Origin of the sequence: Microbacterium sp. R1, assembly GCF_015159725.1 — a bacterium.
Taxonomy (GTDB): domain Bacteria; phylum Actinomycetota; class Actinomycetes; order Actinomycetales; family Microbacteriaceae; genus Microbacterium; species Microbacterium oxydans.
In genome coordinates, this window is sequence record NZ_JADDUD010000003.1 from 207,271 (window position 1) to 222,907 (window position 15,637).

A 15,637-nucleotide genomic window follows, 5' to 3' on the forward strand; every position below is an offset into this window, starting at 1 on the left:
CTCACCTGGAGCAACCATGACTGACACGACCACCAAGCCCTCGGTCCTCTTCGTCTGCGTGCACAACGCCGGACGCTCCCAGATGGCGGCCGGTTTCCTCCGCGACATCGCAGGGGACCGCATCGACGTCCGCTCTGCCGGTTCCATGCCCGCCGACCAGATCAACCCGATCGCGGTCGAAGCCATGCGCGAGCTCGGCATAGACATCACCTCCGAGCAGCCCAAGGTGCTCACGACCGAAGCCGTGCAGGCATCTGACGTCGTCATCACGATGGGATGCGGCGACGCCTGCCCGTTCTTCCCGGGCAAGCGCTACGAGGACTGGAAGCTCGACGACCCGGCAGGCCAGGGCATCGACGCTGTCCGCCCCATCCGCGACGACATCCGCGCGCGCATCGAACAGTTGGTGAGCGAGCTCGTCTGACGTCGGGGGAGCCGCGGCGCGCTCGTGAGCATGCAGGCCGCCGCGGCTCCCCGACGGCTCAGCGCTTGAGGTTCGTCAGCTCCTGCAGCACCTCGTCGCTCGTGGTGATGATGCGGGCGTTGGCCTGGAAGCCGCGCTGCGCGACGATCAGGTTGGTGAACTCCTGCGACAGGTCGACGTTGGACATCTCGAGCGCGCCGCTGATGATGCCGCCGAGACCGTCGGAGCCCGCCTGACCGAGCGTCGGCTCTCCGGAGTTCCCGCTCGGCCGGTACTGCGAGGAGCCCGCCTTCTCGAGTCCGCCGGGGTTGACGAATCCGGCCAGCGCGACGCGGGCGAGTACCTCGGTGTCGCCGTTGCTGAACGTGCCGACCAGGCTGCCGTCGTTCATCAGCGCGTACGAGCTCAGGGTGCCGGCCGGCTTGCCGTTCTGCTCCTTGATCGCGACGTCGCTGACATCCGCGAAACCGGTGACCGCTGAGAGGTCCACCGTGACACCACCGGAGACGATGGACGAAGCTGCGCCCTGCTTGCCGTCCGTGAACGTGAGAGCGGTGTTCGTGCCGCCCGGTTCGGTGACGTTCCAGCCGGTGGCCGTGCGGGTGAAGGTGAGGCGCAGCGAGGTCGCCGTACCCTCGGCGTCGTAGGTCTTGATGTCGCGCACCAGCTGCTCGCCCACGGCGGCACCCGAGGGCAGGTTCCCCGTGACACGGGCCGTGGTGGTCGCCGCGGCGGGGCTGAGCGCGCCGACCGGAAGTCGGATGTCGCCGATGCCCTGACCGGGGACGATGACGCCGTTCTGCGCCGTCCAGCCCTGGACAAGGGCACCGTCTGCCGAGACCAGCTTGCCGCTCGCGTCGAACGAGAATCCACCGTTGCGGGTGTAGAGGGTCTCGCCGCCCGAGCGCACGACGAAGAATCCGTCTCCGGCGATCATGAGGTTGGTCGGCACGCCCGTGGGCTGCGGTGCCCCGGAGGCGAAGTTGGTGCTGATGCCGGCCACCTGCACGCCGAGGCCGACCTGGGCGGGGTTCTGACCGCCGGCGGCCTGCTGCGGCATCATCGAGTTGCGCACGAGCTGGGAGAGCGAGTCCTGGAACTGCACGGCCGAGGCCTTGAAGCCGGTCGTGTTGACGTTGGCGATGTTGTTGCCCGTGACGTCGAGCATGGTCTGGTGGGAACGCAGACCCGAGATTCCGGCGAACAGAGAGCGGAGCATGGTGATGCCTTTCTGGATGGACTGGTCAGGACTGCGGACGGGGAGCGACGGAGACGCCGGAGACGGCGTCGAGGGGGATGGAGGCCTCGCCGATGGTGACCAGCGGCACGGCGCCGGCATAGGACACCGATGTGACGATGCCCTTCTGGGTGACACCCTTCTCATCGACGTACTGCGCCTCGTGGCCGATCAATGCCGCAGCGGTCTGACGCATGCTGAGGGCGAAGCTCTCGGTCGAGGTCGCCGTGAGGGCGGTCAGCTGCTCCATGGAGGCCAACTGCGTGGTCTGCGAGATCATCTCGTTGGTGTTCATGGGCGAGCTGGGGTCCTGGTTGGTCAGCTGCGTCACCAGGAGCTTAAGGAAGACCTCGGAGTCGAGCGTCTTCTTGCGCTCGGACGCGGGTGTGGTGCTGCCGGTCTGCACTCCCGAGGGCGGGATGGTGCCGGAGATCGGTTCGACCATGGTCGTGGGTTCCTCTCGGATCAGGCGAAGATGTCGATGCCGCCGTGCGGCGAAGTCAGCGGGGAAGTCGGATCGACGGATAAAGGGTGATCCGCGGAAGGTGAGCCTCCCGGCACTGCGGTTCCGGTCGTCCCGTCACGGCCGTTCGGTGTTCCCGGTCCCGCCCGACCCTGGTCCGCCCCCGCGGTGTGCGAAGACCCACCGGCTGCACCGCCGCCGCCGGAGCTCTGCGGGTTCGAAGCGGCGGGTCCGTCGTCCGAGGTCGACAGCAGGAGGGACGCATGGGGTGCCGCGGCGGCGAGGTCGCGACGGAGGTCGACGAGGATCGCGCGCAGTGCCTCCCTGCCGAGGTCGTTCGGCGCGTGCAGCTCGATGTGGATCGCGCCCCCGGAGATGTGGGCGCGCACCGTCACGGGACCGAGGTTCTCGGGCGACACGGTGAGCGTGAGGCTGTGGTCGCCGTCCGGTGCCTGCGCGAGCGAGACGATGGGGGTCGCGATCTGGGTGAACAGCGCGGGACGGGCCGTCGCGACGACGCTCGGAGCCGCCGCAGTGGACACGGGCGTCGCGGGGGTCGTGCCCCCGATCGCCGGAGTCGCGGTGGACGCGTCCCCGGTGGCATGGGGGACCGAATGCGCCGGGGTCGCCGACGGGCCGGTCGGCGCGACCGGGGCCGTGGACTCCGACACCGGATCCGACGGGACGATCGTCTGATCCTCCGCGCCCGCTGCTCCGCGGGCATCTGCTGCGGTGCTCCCGCCGGCGGGGAGGGCCGCGGTGGTCGAGAGCGCTGACGCGGCAGTGCCGGCGTTCCCCCCGCTGGAAGTCGATGTCGAAACCGAGGTCGAGGTCGAGGTCGAGGTCGAGCTGAGCGCATCCGTCTCCGGAGCAGCCACCGTCGTCGCATCCGCCGACATCCTCATGGCCGCCGGTCCGCTGAGCGGCGGCGATGGCAATGCACCGCCGGTCGCGAGACCTGAGGCGGCGGCGACCGATCCCGCGGGGGACGGTGGCGACCCGATCTCGATCACGCCCGCTGCCCCTTCGCCCACGGCAGTGCCGCCGGACGCACCCGTCGAAGCGGCGCCTCCCGGGGCGTGAGCCGTCGGCGGTGTCCCCGTCGGAGCTCCGACGCCGAGCAGGGTCTCCTCCACGGGCGGAGCCGGGCTGGTCGGCACGGGGGTGGGCAGGGCGACGCTGGGCGGAACCGGACCGGATGGCACGGGTGAGGCCGTGGGGTCGGACGGCGCGGGGTGAACTGTCGCGAGATCGGGGGAAGAGTCGTCGGCGGGTGCGCTCGCCGACGTGTCAGCCGCCCGATCGTCGGTGGCACGCGAGGCATCGAGGATGACATCGGCGAAGGCCGCGGCTCCGGGGGTGGGCTGACGGGTGTCGGCGGGCGATCCCGCAGCACGGTTCATCCGCGGGGTGAGCATGTCGACGATGCCGAGAGACGTCATGCGTGGTCCTCCGTGGTCGTGCTGCTCGTGCGCGAACCGATCTCGTCGAGCTCCGTCTGCTCGGCGTGCAGCTCCGCGGTCCGCATCCGGAGGGCGTGCGCTTCGGCGAGCCGGTCGAGTCCGCGCATCGCCCTCCGCGCTTCGGCGTGCTCTGTCCTCGCCTCGTCCACCGTCCGCTTCTGCAGTTCGGACAGGGTCGTCAGGTCGACCAGCAGGGTCCGGCCGGCGACGCGAGCTGCCGCGAGCGCGGCGAGGGAGCGGACGTCGACGGCTTCGCTTCCGACCCCGGACAGGTGCGCGCGGAGGGATCGATCGCGCGCCTCCGTGTGCTGCGCGTCGATCACGGCGCGCGAGAGGCGCTGGGCCGCTGCGCGTTCCTGGATCTCCCTGACCCGCAGCAGACCGGCGAGCGAGAACGACCGCTTCATGACACTCCTCCGAACGATGCCACGAGGTCGTCCAGGCGACGCCAGGAATCCTCGATCTCACAGGTCTCGTCGAGGGGCTGCGTGAGGAACGCGCTGATCTCCTTCTCATGGGCGATCGCGGCGTCGATGCGGGCATCCGCTCCGGCTTGATATGCACCGATGTCGATGAGGTCGTTGGCGCGTCGGCGGGCGGCCAGCACGGCGCGGAGCGTCGCGGCGTGCGTCCGGCGCTCGGGGGTCGTGACCTTGCCGGCGACACGCGACACCGATCCGAGCACGTCGATCGCGGGGTGGTGGCCTGACAGTGCGAGCGCCCGGTCGAGCACGACATGGCCGTCGAGGATCGACCGCACCGTGTCGGCGATCGGCTCGTTGTGGTCGTCGCCGTCGACGAGCACCGTGTAGATGCCGGTGATGGAACCGCGCGTGTCCGTGCCTGCCCGCTCGAGCAGACCGGCGAGGAGGGAGAACGTGGAGGGCGGGTATCCGCGGGTGGCCGGAGGCTCCCCGGCCGAGAGCCCGATCTCGCGCTGCGCCATGGCGACGCGCGTGAGCGAGTCCATCATGAGGATGGCGTGTGCGCCGTCGTCGCGGAAGGCCTCGGCGATCCTGGTGGCGGTGTACGCGGCGCGGATGCGGGCCATGGCAGGTTGGTCCGAGGTCGAGACCACCACGACGGAGCGGGCGAGTCCTTCCGGCCCGAGGTCGTCTTCGATGAACTCGCGCACCTCGCGTCCGCGCTCGCCGACCAGCGCGATCACGGTGACCTCTGCTTCGGTGCCCCGCGCGATCATCGACAGCAGCGACGACTTCCCCACACCGGAACCCGCGAAGAGTCCGACGCGCTGACCGCGTCCGACGCTGACGAGTGTGTCGAGCGTCCGTACGCCGAGCGGAAGGGGCGAGTCGATCCGGTCGCGGCCCATGATGGAGGGCGGAGCATGGTCGAGGCTCACCGGCACAGCACCGGTCAGCGGACCCTTCCCGTCGATCGGGCGGCCCAGACCGTCGAGGACGCGTCCGAGGAGCGCTGCTCCTGTCGGCACCCGCAGTGCTCCTCCGCGAGCGCGCACAGGGGCTCCCACCGTGAGGCCGGCGACAGGGGCGAGTGGCATGCAGCGCAGTCCGCCCTCGCTGATCGCGACGACCTCGGCATCGACACCGTCCAGCGTCACGACGTCGCCGACGGCCCCGTCGAGGCCACGCACCTGCACGCTGAGGCCGCGTACCTGGGAGACCTCGCCGATGCGCTCGGGTCGAACCGCCTCGCGCACCGCGCCCCAGACGCTCACGGGGCGTGCTCCGTGAGGGCGCGACGGGCGCGCTCGAGCGCGCTTCCGATCCTGGCGTCGATGTGGCCGAGAGCCAGGGTGGCGACGGCATCTCCCCGGTGGAGCGCGTCGTCGGCGACGAGGGCGATGTCGCCCGGCTCCGCGGCGGACGTCTGCAGGGTCGCGAGGTCATCCGGGTTCAGGCGCACCTCGCGGATCGCTTCGGGGCCCGCGCCGGTCATCGCGCGTCGGAGGGCGGCGGCCGCGGCCGCCCCTGGCTCGGAGAGCTCCGAGACCAGGATCAGTTCCGCGAGCTCGATCGCGCAGCGCAGCACCTGGTCCTCACCGGCGGCGGTGAGCTCCCGTTCCCGGTCTCCCAGGGATCGCGCTGCGGCGTGGAGCGCGGCGACCGCGGTCTCGATCCGCTGCGCCTCGGCCGCCTGGCTCGCTGCCCGCGCCTCGTCCGCCGCGCGCTGCTCCGACTCGGCCTCCGCGCGGCCGGCGCGGAACCCCTCCGCATGCCCGTCGGCGTAGCCGCGCGTGCGGGCGATCGCGTATTGCTCGCCGTCCTCGCGGCCGTCGAGACGCGGGAACAGCACCGGTGCGAAGGCCTCAGTAGACATATTCGTCCTCGTCGGCGCGTTGCACGGTGATGTCGCCGGCGGCCTCGAGCGCGCGGATCGTGCGCACGATCTCCGCTCTGGCCTCCTCGACCTGCGAGACGCGCACGGGGCCGAGCGTGCGGGCCTCCTCGTCGAGGTTCTCCCTGTTGCGCTCGGAGACGTTGCGACGGATGAGGTCGGCGATGGGCTGGTGCGCGCCCTTGAGGGCCAGTGCGAGCGAGCGGATGTCCATGCCCCGCAGCACGCGCTGGGTGTCGCGGTCGTCCAGCTTGACGATGTCGGCGAACGTGAACATGCGCGAGCGGATGTCCTCGGCCAACGCGCTGTCCCTGTCCTCGATGCTCGCCAGCAGCGCCTTCTCCACCGTGGCGCCGGAACGGGCGATGATCTCGACGAGGGGCTCGACGCCGCCGAGCACCTCAGGAGTGTCGCGCGCCGCGAAGGTGCCGGTCCGCGCCTTGAGGGCGTCCGCCACGATCGCGATCGCCTCCTGAGATGCGGTGCCCATCGTCGCGATCGCGTGGGCGACGTCCGTGCGTGTGGGGTCGGGGAGCGTGGAGAGCACGGCGGCAGCACGGTCCGTGGGCAGATGGGCGAGCACCAGGGCGACGGTCTGAGGAAGTTCGCCGTCGAGCAGCGTCGCGAGTTGAGCCGGGTCTGCAGATCCGAGGAACTCGAAGGACGAGTTCATCGACGACGATCCGACTCTGCCCAGCACGGCGGCCGCGCGTTCGGCGCCGAACGTCGCCTCCAGGAGTCCCGCTGCGATGTCGCGCCCTCCGCGGGCGGGTGGCAGGTGGCCCGACGCGATGCGGTGGAACTGGCCGAGCGCCTGAGCGGTGGTCGCCGCGTCCAGGTTCTGCAGGTCGATGATCTCGGCTGCGACGGCCTCGGCCTCCGCTTCGGACAGATGCTTCATCACCTCGATCGCCTGGGCGCGATCGAGGTTCATCAGGACGACGGCCGCTGTCTGCCGATCGGTCAGTCCGGTCATACCTGCTGCCTGTCGTCGATGAGGGTCCGCAGCAGGTCGGCTGTGCGCTTCGGGTCCTGCCGTGTGAGGGAGTCGATCTCCGCGCGCCGGCGCTCGAGGCTCACCTGCGCGGGCTCGGGGTCGGGCTCCGGCTCGGGGTCCGGCGTCGTCTCGAGGAACGCCAGCGGCGTGGTCGGCGCCTGATCGATCGCGGCGGTCGCGCCCGCGTCGAGGGCGGAGAGCGCGGGCGGACGGGCGCCGAAGAGCTCCTCGAACTCGGTGTCGGCCCCGCGGCGTCGGCGCGCACGCATGATGAGTGCGGCGAGACCGGCGAGCAGCGGGATGGCGATGGCGGCTGCGATGATGACGGTGTTCAGCAGCGCGGCCTGGCGCTCGGCGCCCTCGGCGTCCTTCGCCGCCTGGAGCGCCGCCTGCGCCGCCTCGGAACTGGTCTGGTTGAAGGCGACGAGCTCGACGGCGATCGAGTCGCCGCGGTCGGTGTCGATCCCCGCGGCGGTCTCGACGAGGTCGCTCAGTTGCGCGGTGCTCAGGTCGCCGCCCGCACCGGCGTCGACGGCCACGGACACCGACTGCCGCAGCAGCGAGCCGGCGGGTGTCGAGGTGCTCTGCGTGCTCTTGTTGACCGCGTTGGTCTTCGAGGTCTCCGTCGACTCGGAGGTGCCGTCGCCCCCGGCCGAGGGGACCGCGATGTTGTCGGGGCCCAGCACGCCGGCGTTCGAGCTCGAGCCGTTCTGCGTGTCGGTCCTGGTCTGCTCTGTCAACGGGGGCGCGCCCTCGGCGGGCGTGTAGGTCTCCTCGACGCGCTCGTTGACGGAGTGGTCGATCTCGGCGACCACGGTCACCTTGGCGTTGCCGGGGCCGACGACCGTGTCGAGCATCTGCTGCACGTTCGCGGTCACCCGTGCTTCGTAGTCGCTGGCCTGCTGGTCGATGCCGCCGGTCGTGCCGACGCCTGCGGCCGAGAGGGTCTGGCCGCTCTGATCCACCACGGCCACGTTCTCCGGCTTCATGCCGCTGACCGCGGCCGAGGTCAGATGCACGATCGCCTCGACCTGCTTCGGGGAGAGCGTCGAGTTGCCCGAGGTCTCCACGAACACGGAAGCCGTGGGGTCGACGGTCTCGGAGACGAACACGCTCTCCTCGGGGATGGCGAGCTGCACCGACGCGGCCGTCACGCCCTTGATCGAGGAGATGGTGGCGGCGAGCTCGCCCTCGATCGCGCGCTTGAAGGTCACCGACTGCTGGAACTCGCTCGTCGTGACGCCCATCTTGTCCAACAGCGAGTACCCGCCGGAGCTCGCGCCGGGAAGACCGGCGGACGCTGCGGCCAGGCGCTGGTCGTACACGTCCTTCTCGGGCACGAGCACCGTCGCTCCGCCGTCCGCCAGTTCATACGGCACCGACGACGAGCGCAGCTGCTCGACCACGGCGTTCGCGTCGGAGGCGCTCATGCCGGAGAACAGCGGGGTGTAGGTCGGGCGGGTGAGCCAGCTGGAGAGCGCGACGATCCCGAGGGCGAGCACGGCGACGCCGATGATCGCGATCGTGCGCTGCGCGAGCGAGAAGCCAGCGATCACGCGCCCGATCCGCTGGAACACGTTGGTGACGGCCTGGGGCATCAGGCTTGCATCCGCATGATCTCGTTGAACGCGTCGACGCCCTTGTTGCGCACGGCGGCTACGAGCTCGAGGGTGACGGCGGCCCTCGACGACGCGATCATCGCCGAGTGGATGTCATCGAGGTCTCCGGTCACCGCGGCGACCTTGAGCTTGTCCGACTCCGACTGCAGCGTGCGCAGCTCGTCGATGGCGCCGGTGACACTGTTCGCGAACGCCGTGTCGTCGGTGGCCTTCGCGGGCGCGACGGCGGGAGGGGCGAGCGTGAAACTCGAGGAGATGGCTTCGATGCCGGGGAGTGCGGCCATCAGCTGCGTCCGATCTGCAGGGCGGATTCGTAGGAGTTGCGGGCGCGGTCGACGATGGCGGCGCTCGCCTGGTAGCCGCGCTGCGCGAGGATCAGCTGGCTCATCTGGTCGCCGAGGTCGATGTCCGGATAGCGCACGTAGCCGTCTGCGTCGGCGAGCGGGTGGTCGGGCTGGTGCACCAGACGTCCCTGTGCACTGCCCTGGGCGGTGCCGGCGACGTACACGCCGGGGGACTGGTCGCTCGTCTGGGCGAGGATGTACCGTGCGCGGAATGCCGCACCGTTGCTGGGAGCGGCGGTGTTGATGTTGGCGATGTTGTCGCTGATGGCGTCGAGCCACTTGCGGTGCACGGTCAGGCCGGTGCCGGCGATGCCGATCGCGTCGAAGGTCATGAGGTCCTCATCGCGGTGCGCATCGATGTGAACGAGCCGTTCACGGCCTGCGTGGCGAACTGGTAGCGCAGCATCGTGTCGATGCTGGAAAGGGTCTCGGTATCGAGGTTGACGTTGTTGCCGTTGAGGCGCGTGGGCTCGAGCGAGGTGCCGACCGTCGCCCCGACCCGTCCATCACCCGCATCGATCGACCGGGCGAGAGCCTGCTCGAACTGCACGCGCTTGGCGTGATAGTTCGGGGTGTTGATGTTGGCGATGTTGTCGGAGATCGCGCGCTGGCGCTGCGCGAGGCCGTCGAGCGCGCTCGTCAGCGCGTTCATGGTCACAGAATCGAACACGAAACCGGCTCCCCGTGTGTGGGTGGTATGGCCGATCCATGGCCGAAAATTGCGAGCCATCCGTGCTCTCCCTGCTCTATCGGCAGGGTTCGGCGCGACGTTAGGGAGCGAGCTCACCCATCGACGTCGAGGTAGGCAGGCTCCTCCGGCCGACGGGTGCTGGGGATGCGGCTCACGGCGCCGAGATGCCGGCGCATGCCGTCGAGGTCGGAGCGGGCACGGTCCATCGCTGAGCGCTGGAGGTCGATCACCCGCCGGGCGCGGTCAGCGAGCTCGGCGGGAAGCGGCGTGCTCGGCGGCGTCCACGGGGCGAGGTCGGCGTCGGCAGCGGCACCGGGGGCGGCATCGAGGATCTGCTCGGCCTCCTGTTCGAGCCGGTCGAGCAGCGCGGTCCACTCTTCCCCGCTCACGCCCGCGCCTCGGCGACGGTGCGAGCGGCCTCGTGCCAGGCGTCACGCAGCGGCGCGACGATCTCGTGGCACGCGTGCGTGCGCTCCGGGTCGCGGCCGATGTTGGCGCCGATGAGCGTCTGCGACAGGAAGACGTACAGCGAGCGCAGGCCGGCGCTGCCGTTCCAGTCGTCGGTCAGCGAGGACGACAGCTCGGAGACGATCGCCTGGGCGTGCTGCAGCTGGGCGTTCGCCTCGGTCCAGTCCTCTGCGCGCTGAGCGATCTCCCCGCGCTCGATGTCGAGCAGGAGACGGTCGTAGAGCATGGTCACCAGACGCTCGGGCGGCGCCGACAGCACGGCGTCGTCACGGTAGCGCTGCTGGGCCCGGAGCGCGGCGTTCATGCTCACTTCCCCGAGGTGGAGCTCGAGCCCGGAAGGGCGGCGATCTGCGAGGTCAGGTACGAGGACTGTGACTGCAGTTGCGAGAGCATCACCTCGAGGCGTGCGTAGGTGCGCTCGAGAGTGGTCTTGCGCTGCGCGAGGCGGACATCCCAGCGCTCCATCTGCTCGCCGAGTCCCTTGACCTCGCTCTCCTGGCCCGTGATCCGCGTGGTGAGGAGCCCCTCGTACTTGTCCGAGTACACCTTCGCGGTGTCCTGCACCCGCGAGGCGATGTCGGAGAACAGTCCTGCGACGGCATCCGGGTCCTTCGCGAGGGCTTCGGCGAACTTCTCCTCGTCGAAGCTCATCACGCCGTACATGTCGCTCGAGATGCCGATCGACGAAGGAGAGACGCCGTTCACGGGGTGCTGCACCGCATCGGCGAGGGCCGTGCGCAGTCCCCGGACCGCGCTGTCGCCGGTGAAGACGCCCAGAGTGGTCTTGTCTCCCTGCTTGGCGGCGATGGTCGCCTTCGAGCCGTTGTCGATGCGGGTCAGGATGTCCTTGACGGCGGCGATGAACTCGGCGGAGGCCTTGGTGCGAGCAGCGGTGTCGACGGCGACGCCGATGGTCACGGGCGCCGCCGAGGCCGCGGAGACGGTCACGTCCACCCCGTCGAACAGGTCGGTGAAGGTGTTGCTCGACGAGGTCAGCACCTGCTCCGCGCTGGTGCCGGCCCACAGGCGCACCTGGGCGTCGGCACCGACGTCGATGACGGCCGCTCCTGCTTCGGTGGAGATGTCGGAGGCGGTGCCGGCCGCTACCGCAGCAGTGTCTCCGCGGTAGGCGCGGAACTGGCCGGCCTCTCCCGAGTCGGCGGCCCGCAACTGCAGGCGGTGCATCGGGTTGCCGTCGGCGTCACGTCCGGCGGGGACGGCCGCGGCGACGATGCCGAAGCCTGCTTCGTTCACCGCGCGGGCGACATCCTGCATCGACGTGGAGTCTGCGGTGACCTGCACGCGTTCGCCCTTGGCGTTCTCGAGGGTGATCACCGGTGGGTCGACGGGCCACCCGGCGGAGGCTGCGGAGACGATCGTGTGGTTCTTGGCGACCTTGTCGACGACGATGTCGGCCGAGAGCGGCGCGGCACCATCGCGGGTGGCGACGGTGACCGTCGGCGAGGAGGACGAGGTGGTGAAGCGGGCGAGTCCGTCGCGGGTCGCGGCCTTCTCGGCTGCCGTGGCGAGGTTCTGCACCGCCGTGTTCAGGGTGCGCAGCTGGGTGACGATGCCGTTCTTGTCATCCATCTTCGCCTTGAGCAGTGAACGGGGGATGGAGGCGACATCCATCAGCGCCTTGATGACCTCGGTGGTCTTCAGGCCGGAGACGAGGCCGTCGAGCGAGAGGGACATGGTCGCCTTTCCTGTTGAGGAGCGGACAGGGTCCGGACGCCGGTGGGCGTCCGGACCCTATGACGTGGTTCAGCGCAGGAGCTGGAGCACGCCCTGGTTGGCCTGGTTGGCCTGTGCCAGCATCGCCGTACCTGCCTGGGACAGGATGTTCTTCGACGTGAACTTGACCATCTCGGACGCCATGTCGGTGTCGCGGATCCGGCTCTCGGCGGCGGAGAGGTTCTCCGCCGACACGTTGAGGCTGTTGATGGTCGACTCGAAGCGGTTCTGCAGCGCACCGTAGCCGGCGCGTGCGGTCGAGACCGCCTGGATCTGCGTGTCGATACCCGCCAGCGCGGCACCGTACGTCGCGGCGTCCGTCATGGTCCCCGCGAGCGTCTTGATGTCGGCACCGAGGGTGGCGAAGTCGGTCAGGGCGACCGAGATCTGGTCCTCGGCGGCGACGGAGCCCGCACCGACCTGGAACGTCAGCGTGTTGCCGCCCGAGAGCAGCTTGATGCCGTTGAAGTTCGTGCTGCCGGCGATCCGGGTGAGCTCATCACCGAGGGTGTTGATCTCCTTCTGGATCGCGTCGCGCGACTTCGTGTTGTTCGAGTCGTTCGCACCCTGAGCGGTCAGGTCGCGAACGCGCTGCAGGATCGAGTGGACCTCGGTCAGGGCGCCTTCAGCGGTCTGGATGACCGAGATGCCGTCCTGGGCGTTGCGTGCCGCGACGTTCAGGCCGTTGACCTGCGAACGCAGGCCCTCGGAGATCGCGAGGCCTGCAGCGTCGTCGGCCGCGCGGTTGATGCGGAAGCCGCTGGACAGCTTCTCGAGCGACTTCGACAGGTCGTTCTGCGTGTTGGACAGGTTGCGGTAGGCGTTGAGTGCCGACACGTTCGTGCTGATCTGCATACCCATAAGGGTTCTCCTCCGTGAATGGTGTTGTGCGGGAGACCATCCGTGGTCTCCCGGTCACACCTATCGGCGGAGGTTCCCGGCGCGTTAGTCGGGCCGGCGGGGAATCGGCTCAGGCAGTCGCCGATTCGCGGAAGACCCCGGCGATCCGGGAGCCGGCGGCGTCCGCGATCCTGGTGAAGTAGGCATCGCGGGCCGCGGGGGAGACTCGCGTCGTCGCTGCCGGCGTCGACCCCTCTGCGTAGTAGCGGTCCAGGGCGTCGCGCAGAAGCCGGATCGCTTCCGAGCGCTGCTGCGACACCGCGGAGTGCGTCACCTCGAGCTCCTCGGCGATCTCCTTGACGGGGCGTTCGTCGAAGTAGACCGCCTGCACGATCCGCCGCATGCGCTCCGGCAGGGCGATGACCGCCTGCTCGAGCACCTCGCGCCGTTCTCCCACCAGTGCCGATTCCTCGGGGAGGGGGATGTCGGCGGTGACGTCACGGGCGGCGGGGTCGTCGAGAGTGGTCAGCATCCTGGCGGCGTCGCCGAGTGCTTCGATCACGACGTCCTTCGCGACGCCCATCGCGGTGGCGACCTCGGCGACGGTCGCGGTGCGGCCGAGCCCGGCGGTCAGCGCCTCGCGGACGGCGACGGTCTCCTTGATGCGTTTGCGTATGCCGCGGGAGGCCCAGTCCATCGAGCGCATCTCGTCGGCGAAAGCGCCGAGGATGCGTCGGCGGGCGTAGGCCCCGAAGGGGACGCCGAGCTCCGGATCGAATGCTTCGGCCGCTGTCACGAGCGCGAGTGCTCCGACGGCCGCGAGCTCGTCGCGGGGGATGTGGGTGGCGCGGGCATGGGTCTCGGCGGCGAGGTATCCGACCAGGGGGAGGTTGCTCTCTATGAGCAGATTGCGCTCAGCGCGCGACGACATGGGGGATGATCCACCTCTCTGGATGCACTCCGAAAGATCCAAGGAGATGAACAGATGCACATATCACACGTTTTGTGATTTGTACATGGGGAGAACTATCCATCGCCGTTCCACATAGTAACGTTAGGCAGACGCTGGCCGATAGTGACCTTTGGCCGCGTTGTCAGGCGGGGCGATCACTGGGGAAAAGGGGATCATGGGAGCCAACGAACTATCGATACAGCTGTGGCGAGAGCGCGAGCTGCTCGAGATGCTGCTGTTCAAGCTCGATGAGCAGCAGCTGCTTCTCGCCGCCGGGCGATCCCAGTGGATCCAGTTTGCCGCACGGGAGATCGATCAGGTGCTCGATCGACTGCGCGGCGCAAGCCTCGCCCGCACCGTCGAGGTCGCCACCGTCGCCGAGGAGTGGGGAGCTCCCGAGGCGTCGACGATCCGCGAGCTGATCGAGCACGCGCCGGAAGGGGCATGGCAGGAGGTGTTCGCCGACCATCTGCGAGCGCTGTCGAAGCTCGCCGCCGAAGTCGAGCAGCTGCGCGACGCCAACGCCGAGCAGCTCAGCGGAGTGCTCCGCGCGACGCAGGAGACGATCGCCGCGCTCGGGCACGACACGGGCGAGTACACGACCAAGGGTGACCGCGCGCGCGACGACGCCGCGCGGATCATCGACACCGAGATGTGACCGAGAGGGGATCATGTCGACCTTCAGCGGATTGAACACGGCGGCCAGCGGACTGGCGGCTGCCCGACGCGGCATGGACGTGGTCGGGCAGAACATCGCCAATCAGAAGACGGAGGGGTACACGCGGCAGCGCGTGACCACCTCGGCCGTCGCGGCCATCGCGCAGACCGGACGGTTCAGCGTGGGCGCCCTCCCGGGGCACGGCGTCTCGATCGACGGCGTCGCACGCTTGGGTGACGCCCTTCTCGACGCCAGGGTGCGCGACGCCCTCGGCGCTTCGGGGTACTGGTCGACCAGGGCGGTGGCCGCGACCACGGTCGAGGCATCGCTGGCCGAGCCCACGGCGAACGGGCTCGCCGCCCGGCTGTCCAAGTTCTGGTCCGGCTGGCAGGACCTCGCGAACACGCCGGACTCGGGGGCAGCGGCCTCGAGCATCCTGGAATCGGCGAAGGAGCTCGCCTCGCACATCGCCGGCGGGTACCGGAACGTCGCCACCCAGTGGAGCAATGCGCGCGACTCCGCCGACCGCACGGTCTCCCAGGTGAACGCCACCGCCGACCAGATCGCGGTCCTCAACGGAGAGATCCGCGATGCACTCGCTTCCGGCCGCTCGGCGAACGAGCTCATGGATCAGCGCAGCGTCCTCGCGCAGAACGTGGCCAGGATGTCCGGCGCGGCGGCGACCATCGAGAGCGACGGCACGATGACCGTGCGGCTGGGCGGCAACGCGCTGGTATCGGGTTCCGATTCACGCCACCTGGTGCTGACCGGGCCTGCCTCGATCGATTCGGGGCAGCGGTTCAGCCTCTCGTGGGCGTCTGCGCCCGACCTGCCGGTGTCGATCGACGGCGGCGAACTCGGTGCCTCGCTGTCGGTGCTGGCCCCGGCCTCCGAAGGCGGCATGCTCGCCGGGCTCGCGGCGACGTACGACAAGGTCGCAAAGACGCTGGCCGACGCCATGAACGCCCAGCACAGGGCAGGGGTGACCTCCACCGGCCAGGCCGGGGGAGACTTCTTCACCGTGCCGACGACGGGCTCCGCCGCACTGGGCCTGACCGTCGCCGTCGGATCGGCCTCCGAGCTCGCGCTCGCGGCGCCCGGTGCCGGTGCCCTGGACGCGACCAACGCCGACCTGATCTCGCAGATCGGTCGGAGCGCTGGCTCCCCTGACGCCGTCTGGTCCGATCAGGTCACCCGGTTCGGGGTCGCGACCGCGGCCGACGTGCAGCGCGCGAAGCTCTCCGACTCCGCAGCTGTCGCCGCCGTCGGAGCCCAGCAGTCGGTCGCCGCTGTCGACGGCGACGAGGAGACCATCAGCCTGCTCACCTACCAGACCGCCTATCAGGCCGCCGCCCGTGTGATGACAGCGGTGGATGAGGCGCTCGACGTCCTGATCAACCGCACCGGCCTCGTCGGACGCTGAGCGAA

General features: G+C 69.8%; 19 protein-coding genes. 3 read left to right on the top strand and 16 right to left on the bottom strand.

Annotation, left to right across the window (positions count from 1 at the left end):
- The first annotated feature begins 16 nt into the window (after nt 1-16).
- Complete coding sequence (locus tag ILP86_RS14805; protein WP_061017798.1) at nt 17-424, top strand: arsenate reductase ArsC; 408 nt, start codon at nt 17-19, stop codon at nt 422-424.
- A 58-nt stretch (nt 425-482) separates the two neighbouring features.
- Here ILP86_RS14805 and ILP86_RS14810 read toward each other — a convergent pair whose 3' ends face one another.
- From ILP86_RS14810 to ILP86_RS14885, 16 genes are all read right to left on the bottom strand, one after another.
- Entirely contained in the window at nt 483-1,643 is a 1,161-nt protein-coding gene (locus tag ILP86_RS14810; RefSeq protein WP_046747389.1) for a flagellar hook protein FlgE, read from the bottom strand.
- A gap of 25 nt (nt 1,644-1,668) precedes the next feature.
- Nucleotides 1,669-2,106: a flagellar hook assembly protein FlgD gene (locus ILP86_RS14815; protein WP_046747390.1), complete on the bottom strand. Its 438-nt coding sequence runs from the start codon at nt 2,104-2,106 to the stop codon at nt 1,669-1,671.
- A gap of 20 nt (nt 2,107-2,126) precedes the next feature.
- On the bottom strand, nt 2,127-3,566 hold the full coding sequence (locus tag ILP86_RS14820; RefSeq protein ID WP_193762325.1) for a flagellar hook-length control protein FliK: 1,440 nt from the start codon (nt 3,564-3,566) through the stop codon (nt 2,127-2,129).
- On the bottom strand, nt 3,563-3,994 hold the full coding sequence (locus ILP86_RS14825) for a hypothetical protein (protein WP_061015735.1): 432 nt from the start codon (nt 3,992-3,994) through the stop codon (nt 3,563-3,565). The genes ILP86_RS14820 and ILP86_RS14825 overlap by 4 nt, the downstream gene beginning before the upstream one ends.
- Nucleotides 3,991-5,286: a FliI/YscN family ATPase gene (locus ILP86_RS14830; protein WP_179516164.1), complete on the bottom strand. Its 1,296-nt coding sequence runs from the start codon at nt 5,284-5,286 to the stop codon at nt 3,991-3,993. Before ILP86_RS14830 ends, ILP86_RS14825 begins: the two co-directional genes overlap by 4 nt.
- Nucleotides 5,283-5,888 (bottom strand): FliH/SctL family protein, encoded by a 606-nt coding sequence (locus tag ILP86_RS14835; protein WP_193762326.1) that lies wholly within the window; start codon nt 5,886-5,888, stop codon nt 5,283-5,285. The genes ILP86_RS14830 and ILP86_RS14835 overlap by 4 nt, the downstream gene beginning before the upstream one ends.
- Entirely contained in the window at nt 5,878-6,882 is a 1,005-nt protein-coding gene (gene fliG / locus ILP86_RS14840; RefSeq protein ID WP_046747395.1) for a flagellar motor switch protein FliG, read from the bottom strand. The genes ILP86_RS14835 and fliG overlap by 11 nt, the downstream gene beginning before the upstream one ends.
- Nucleotides 6,879-8,501, bottom strand: coding sequence for a flagellar basal-body MS-ring/collar protein FliF (gene fliF / locus ILP86_RS14845; protein WP_058632716.1), 1,623 nt, complete (start codon nt 8,499-8,501; stop codon nt 6,879-6,881). Before fliF ends, fliG begins: the two co-directional genes overlap by 4 nt.
- Entirely contained in the window at nt 8,501-8,806 is a 306-nt protein-coding gene (gene fliE / locus ILP86_RS14850; protein WP_046747397.1) for a flagellar hook-basal body complex protein FliE, read from the bottom strand. The genes fliF and fliE overlap by 1 nt, the downstream gene beginning before the upstream one ends.
- Nucleotides 8,806-9,198 carry a flagellar basal body rod protein FlgC gene (locus ILP86_RS14855; protein WP_021198933.1) on the bottom strand — a complete coding sequence of 131 codons (393 nt, stop codon included), beginning with the start codon at nt 9,196-9,198 and terminating at the stop codon, nt 8,806-8,808. Before ILP86_RS14855 ends, fliE begins: the two co-directional genes overlap by 1 nt.
- Nucleotides 9,195-9,536, bottom strand: coding sequence for a flagellar basal body protein (locus ILP86_RS14860; protein WP_046747398.1), 342 nt, complete (start codon nt 9,534-9,536; stop codon nt 9,195-9,197). Before ILP86_RS14860 ends, ILP86_RS14855 begins: the two co-directional genes overlap by 4 nt.
- 113 nt (nt 9,537-9,649) lie before the next feature.
- Nucleotides 9,650-9,946, bottom strand: coding sequence for a hypothetical protein (locus tag ILP86_RS14865; RefSeq protein ID WP_061015743.1), 297 nt, complete (start codon nt 9,944-9,946; stop codon nt 9,650-9,652).
- The gene (gene fliS / locus ILP86_RS14870) at nt 9,943-10,329 is read right to left on the bottom strand and encodes a flagellar export chaperone FliS (protein ID WP_046747400.1); all 387 of its coding nucleotides are present in this window, start codon (nt 10,327-10,329) and stop codon (nt 9,943-9,945) included. Before fliS ends, ILP86_RS14865 begins: the two co-directional genes overlap by 4 nt.
- A 2-nt stretch (nt 10,330-10,331) precedes the next feature.
- On the bottom strand, nt 10,332-11,720 hold the full coding sequence (fliD, locus tag ILP86_RS14875) for a flagellar filament capping protein FliD (RefSeq protein WP_193762327.1): 1,389 nt from the start codon (nt 11,718-11,720) through the stop codon (nt 10,332-10,334).
- 69 nt (nt 11,721-11,789) lie between these two features.
- Nucleotides 11,790-12,620, bottom strand: coding sequence for a flagellin (locus tag ILP86_RS14880; RefSeq protein WP_045263723.1), 831 nt, complete (start codon nt 12,618-12,620; stop codon nt 11,790-11,792).
- A gap of 109 nt (nt 12,621-12,729) precedes the next feature.
- Nucleotides 12,730-13,530, bottom strand: a complete 801-nt coding sequence (locus ILP86_RS14885) for a sigma-70 family RNA polymerase sigma factor (protein WP_193762328.1) — start codon at nt 13,528-13,530, stop codon at nt 12,730-12,732.
- Between the two features lie 196 nt (nt 13,531-13,726).
- On the opposite strand from ILP86_RS14885, the gene flgN reads away from it, so the two are divergent.
- Together flgN and flgK are read left to right on the top strand one after the other, a co-directional pair.
- Nucleotides 13,727-14,209 carry a flagellar export chaperone FlgN gene (gene flgN / locus ILP86_RS14890; protein WP_045263725.1) on the top strand — a complete coding sequence of 161 codons (483 nt, stop codon included), beginning with the start codon at nt 13,727-13,729 and terminating at the stop codon, nt 14,207-14,209.
- Between the two features lie 13 nt (nt 14,210-14,222).
- Entirely contained in the window at nt 14,223-15,632 is a 1,410-nt protein-coding gene (gene flgK / locus ILP86_RS14895) for a flagellar hook-associated protein FlgK (protein WP_193762329.1), read from the top strand.
- Nucleotides 15,633-15,637: the final 5 nt, after the last annotated feature.

Bases quoted from the DNA above. Each gene is read 5' to 3' on its own strand.
- fliG (WP_046747395.1), bottom strand. From the start codon at position 6,882: ATGACCGGACTGACCGATCGGCAGACAGCGGCCGTCGTCCTGATGAAC.
- ILP86_RS14825 (WP_061015735.1), bottom strand. From the start codon at position 3,994: ATGAAGCGGTCGTTCTCGCTCGCCGGTCTGCTGCGGGTCAGGGAGATC.
- ILP86_RS14835 (WP_193762326.1), bottom strand. From the start codon at position 5,888: ATGTCTACTGAGGCCTTCGCACCGGTGCTGTTCCCGCGTCTCGACGGC.
- fliS (WP_046747400.1), bottom strand. From the start codon at position 10,329: ATGAACGCCGCGCTCCGGGCCCAGCAGCGCTACCGTGACGACGCCGTG.
- ILP86_RS14815 (WP_046747390.1), bottom strand. From the start codon at position 2,106: ATGGTCGAACCGATCTCCGGCACCATCCCGCCCTCGGGAGTGCAGACC.
- ILP86_RS14855 (WP_021198933.1), bottom strand. From the start codon at position 9,198: ATGACCTTCGACGCGATCGGCATCGCCGGCACCGGCCTGACCGTGCAC.
- ILP86_RS14805 (WP_061017798.1), top strand. From the start codon at position 17: ATGACTGACACGACCACCAAGCCCTCGGTCCTCTTCGTCTGCGTGCAC.
- fliE (WP_046747397.1), bottom strand. From the start codon at position 8,806: ATGGCCGCACTCCCCGGCATCGAAGCCATCTCCTCGAGTTTCACGCTC.
- flgK (WP_193762329.1), top strand. From the start codon at position 14,223: ATGTCGACCTTCAGCGGATTGAACACGGCGGCCAGCGGACTGGCGGCT.
- flgN (WP_045263725.1), top strand. From the start codon at position 13,727: ATGGGAGCCAACGAACTATCGATACAGCTGTGGCGAGAGCGCGAGCTG.
- ILP86_RS14810 (WP_046747389.1), bottom strand. From the start codon at position 1,643: ATGCTCCGCTCTCTGTTCGCCGGAATCTCGGGTCTGCGTTCCCACCAG.
- fliD (WP_193762327.1), bottom strand. From the start codon at position 11,720: ATGTCCCTCTCGCTCGACGGCCTCGTCTCCGGCCTGAAGACCACCGAG.
- ILP86_RS14885 (WP_193762328.1), bottom strand. From the start codon at position 13,530: ATGTCGTCGCGCGCTGAGCGCAATCTGCTCATAGAGAGCAACCTCCCC.
- ILP86_RS14880 (WP_045263723.1), bottom strand. From the start codon at position 12,620: ATGGGTATGCAGATCAGCACGAACGTGTCGGCACTCAACGCCTACCGC.
- ILP86_RS14820 (WP_193762325.1), bottom strand. From the start codon at position 3,566: ATGACGTCTCTCGGCATCGTCGACATGCTCACCCCGCGGATGAACCGT.
- fliF (WP_058632716.1), bottom strand. From the start codon at position 8,501: ATGCCCCAGGCCGTCACCAACGTGTTCCAGCGGATCGGGCGCGTGATC.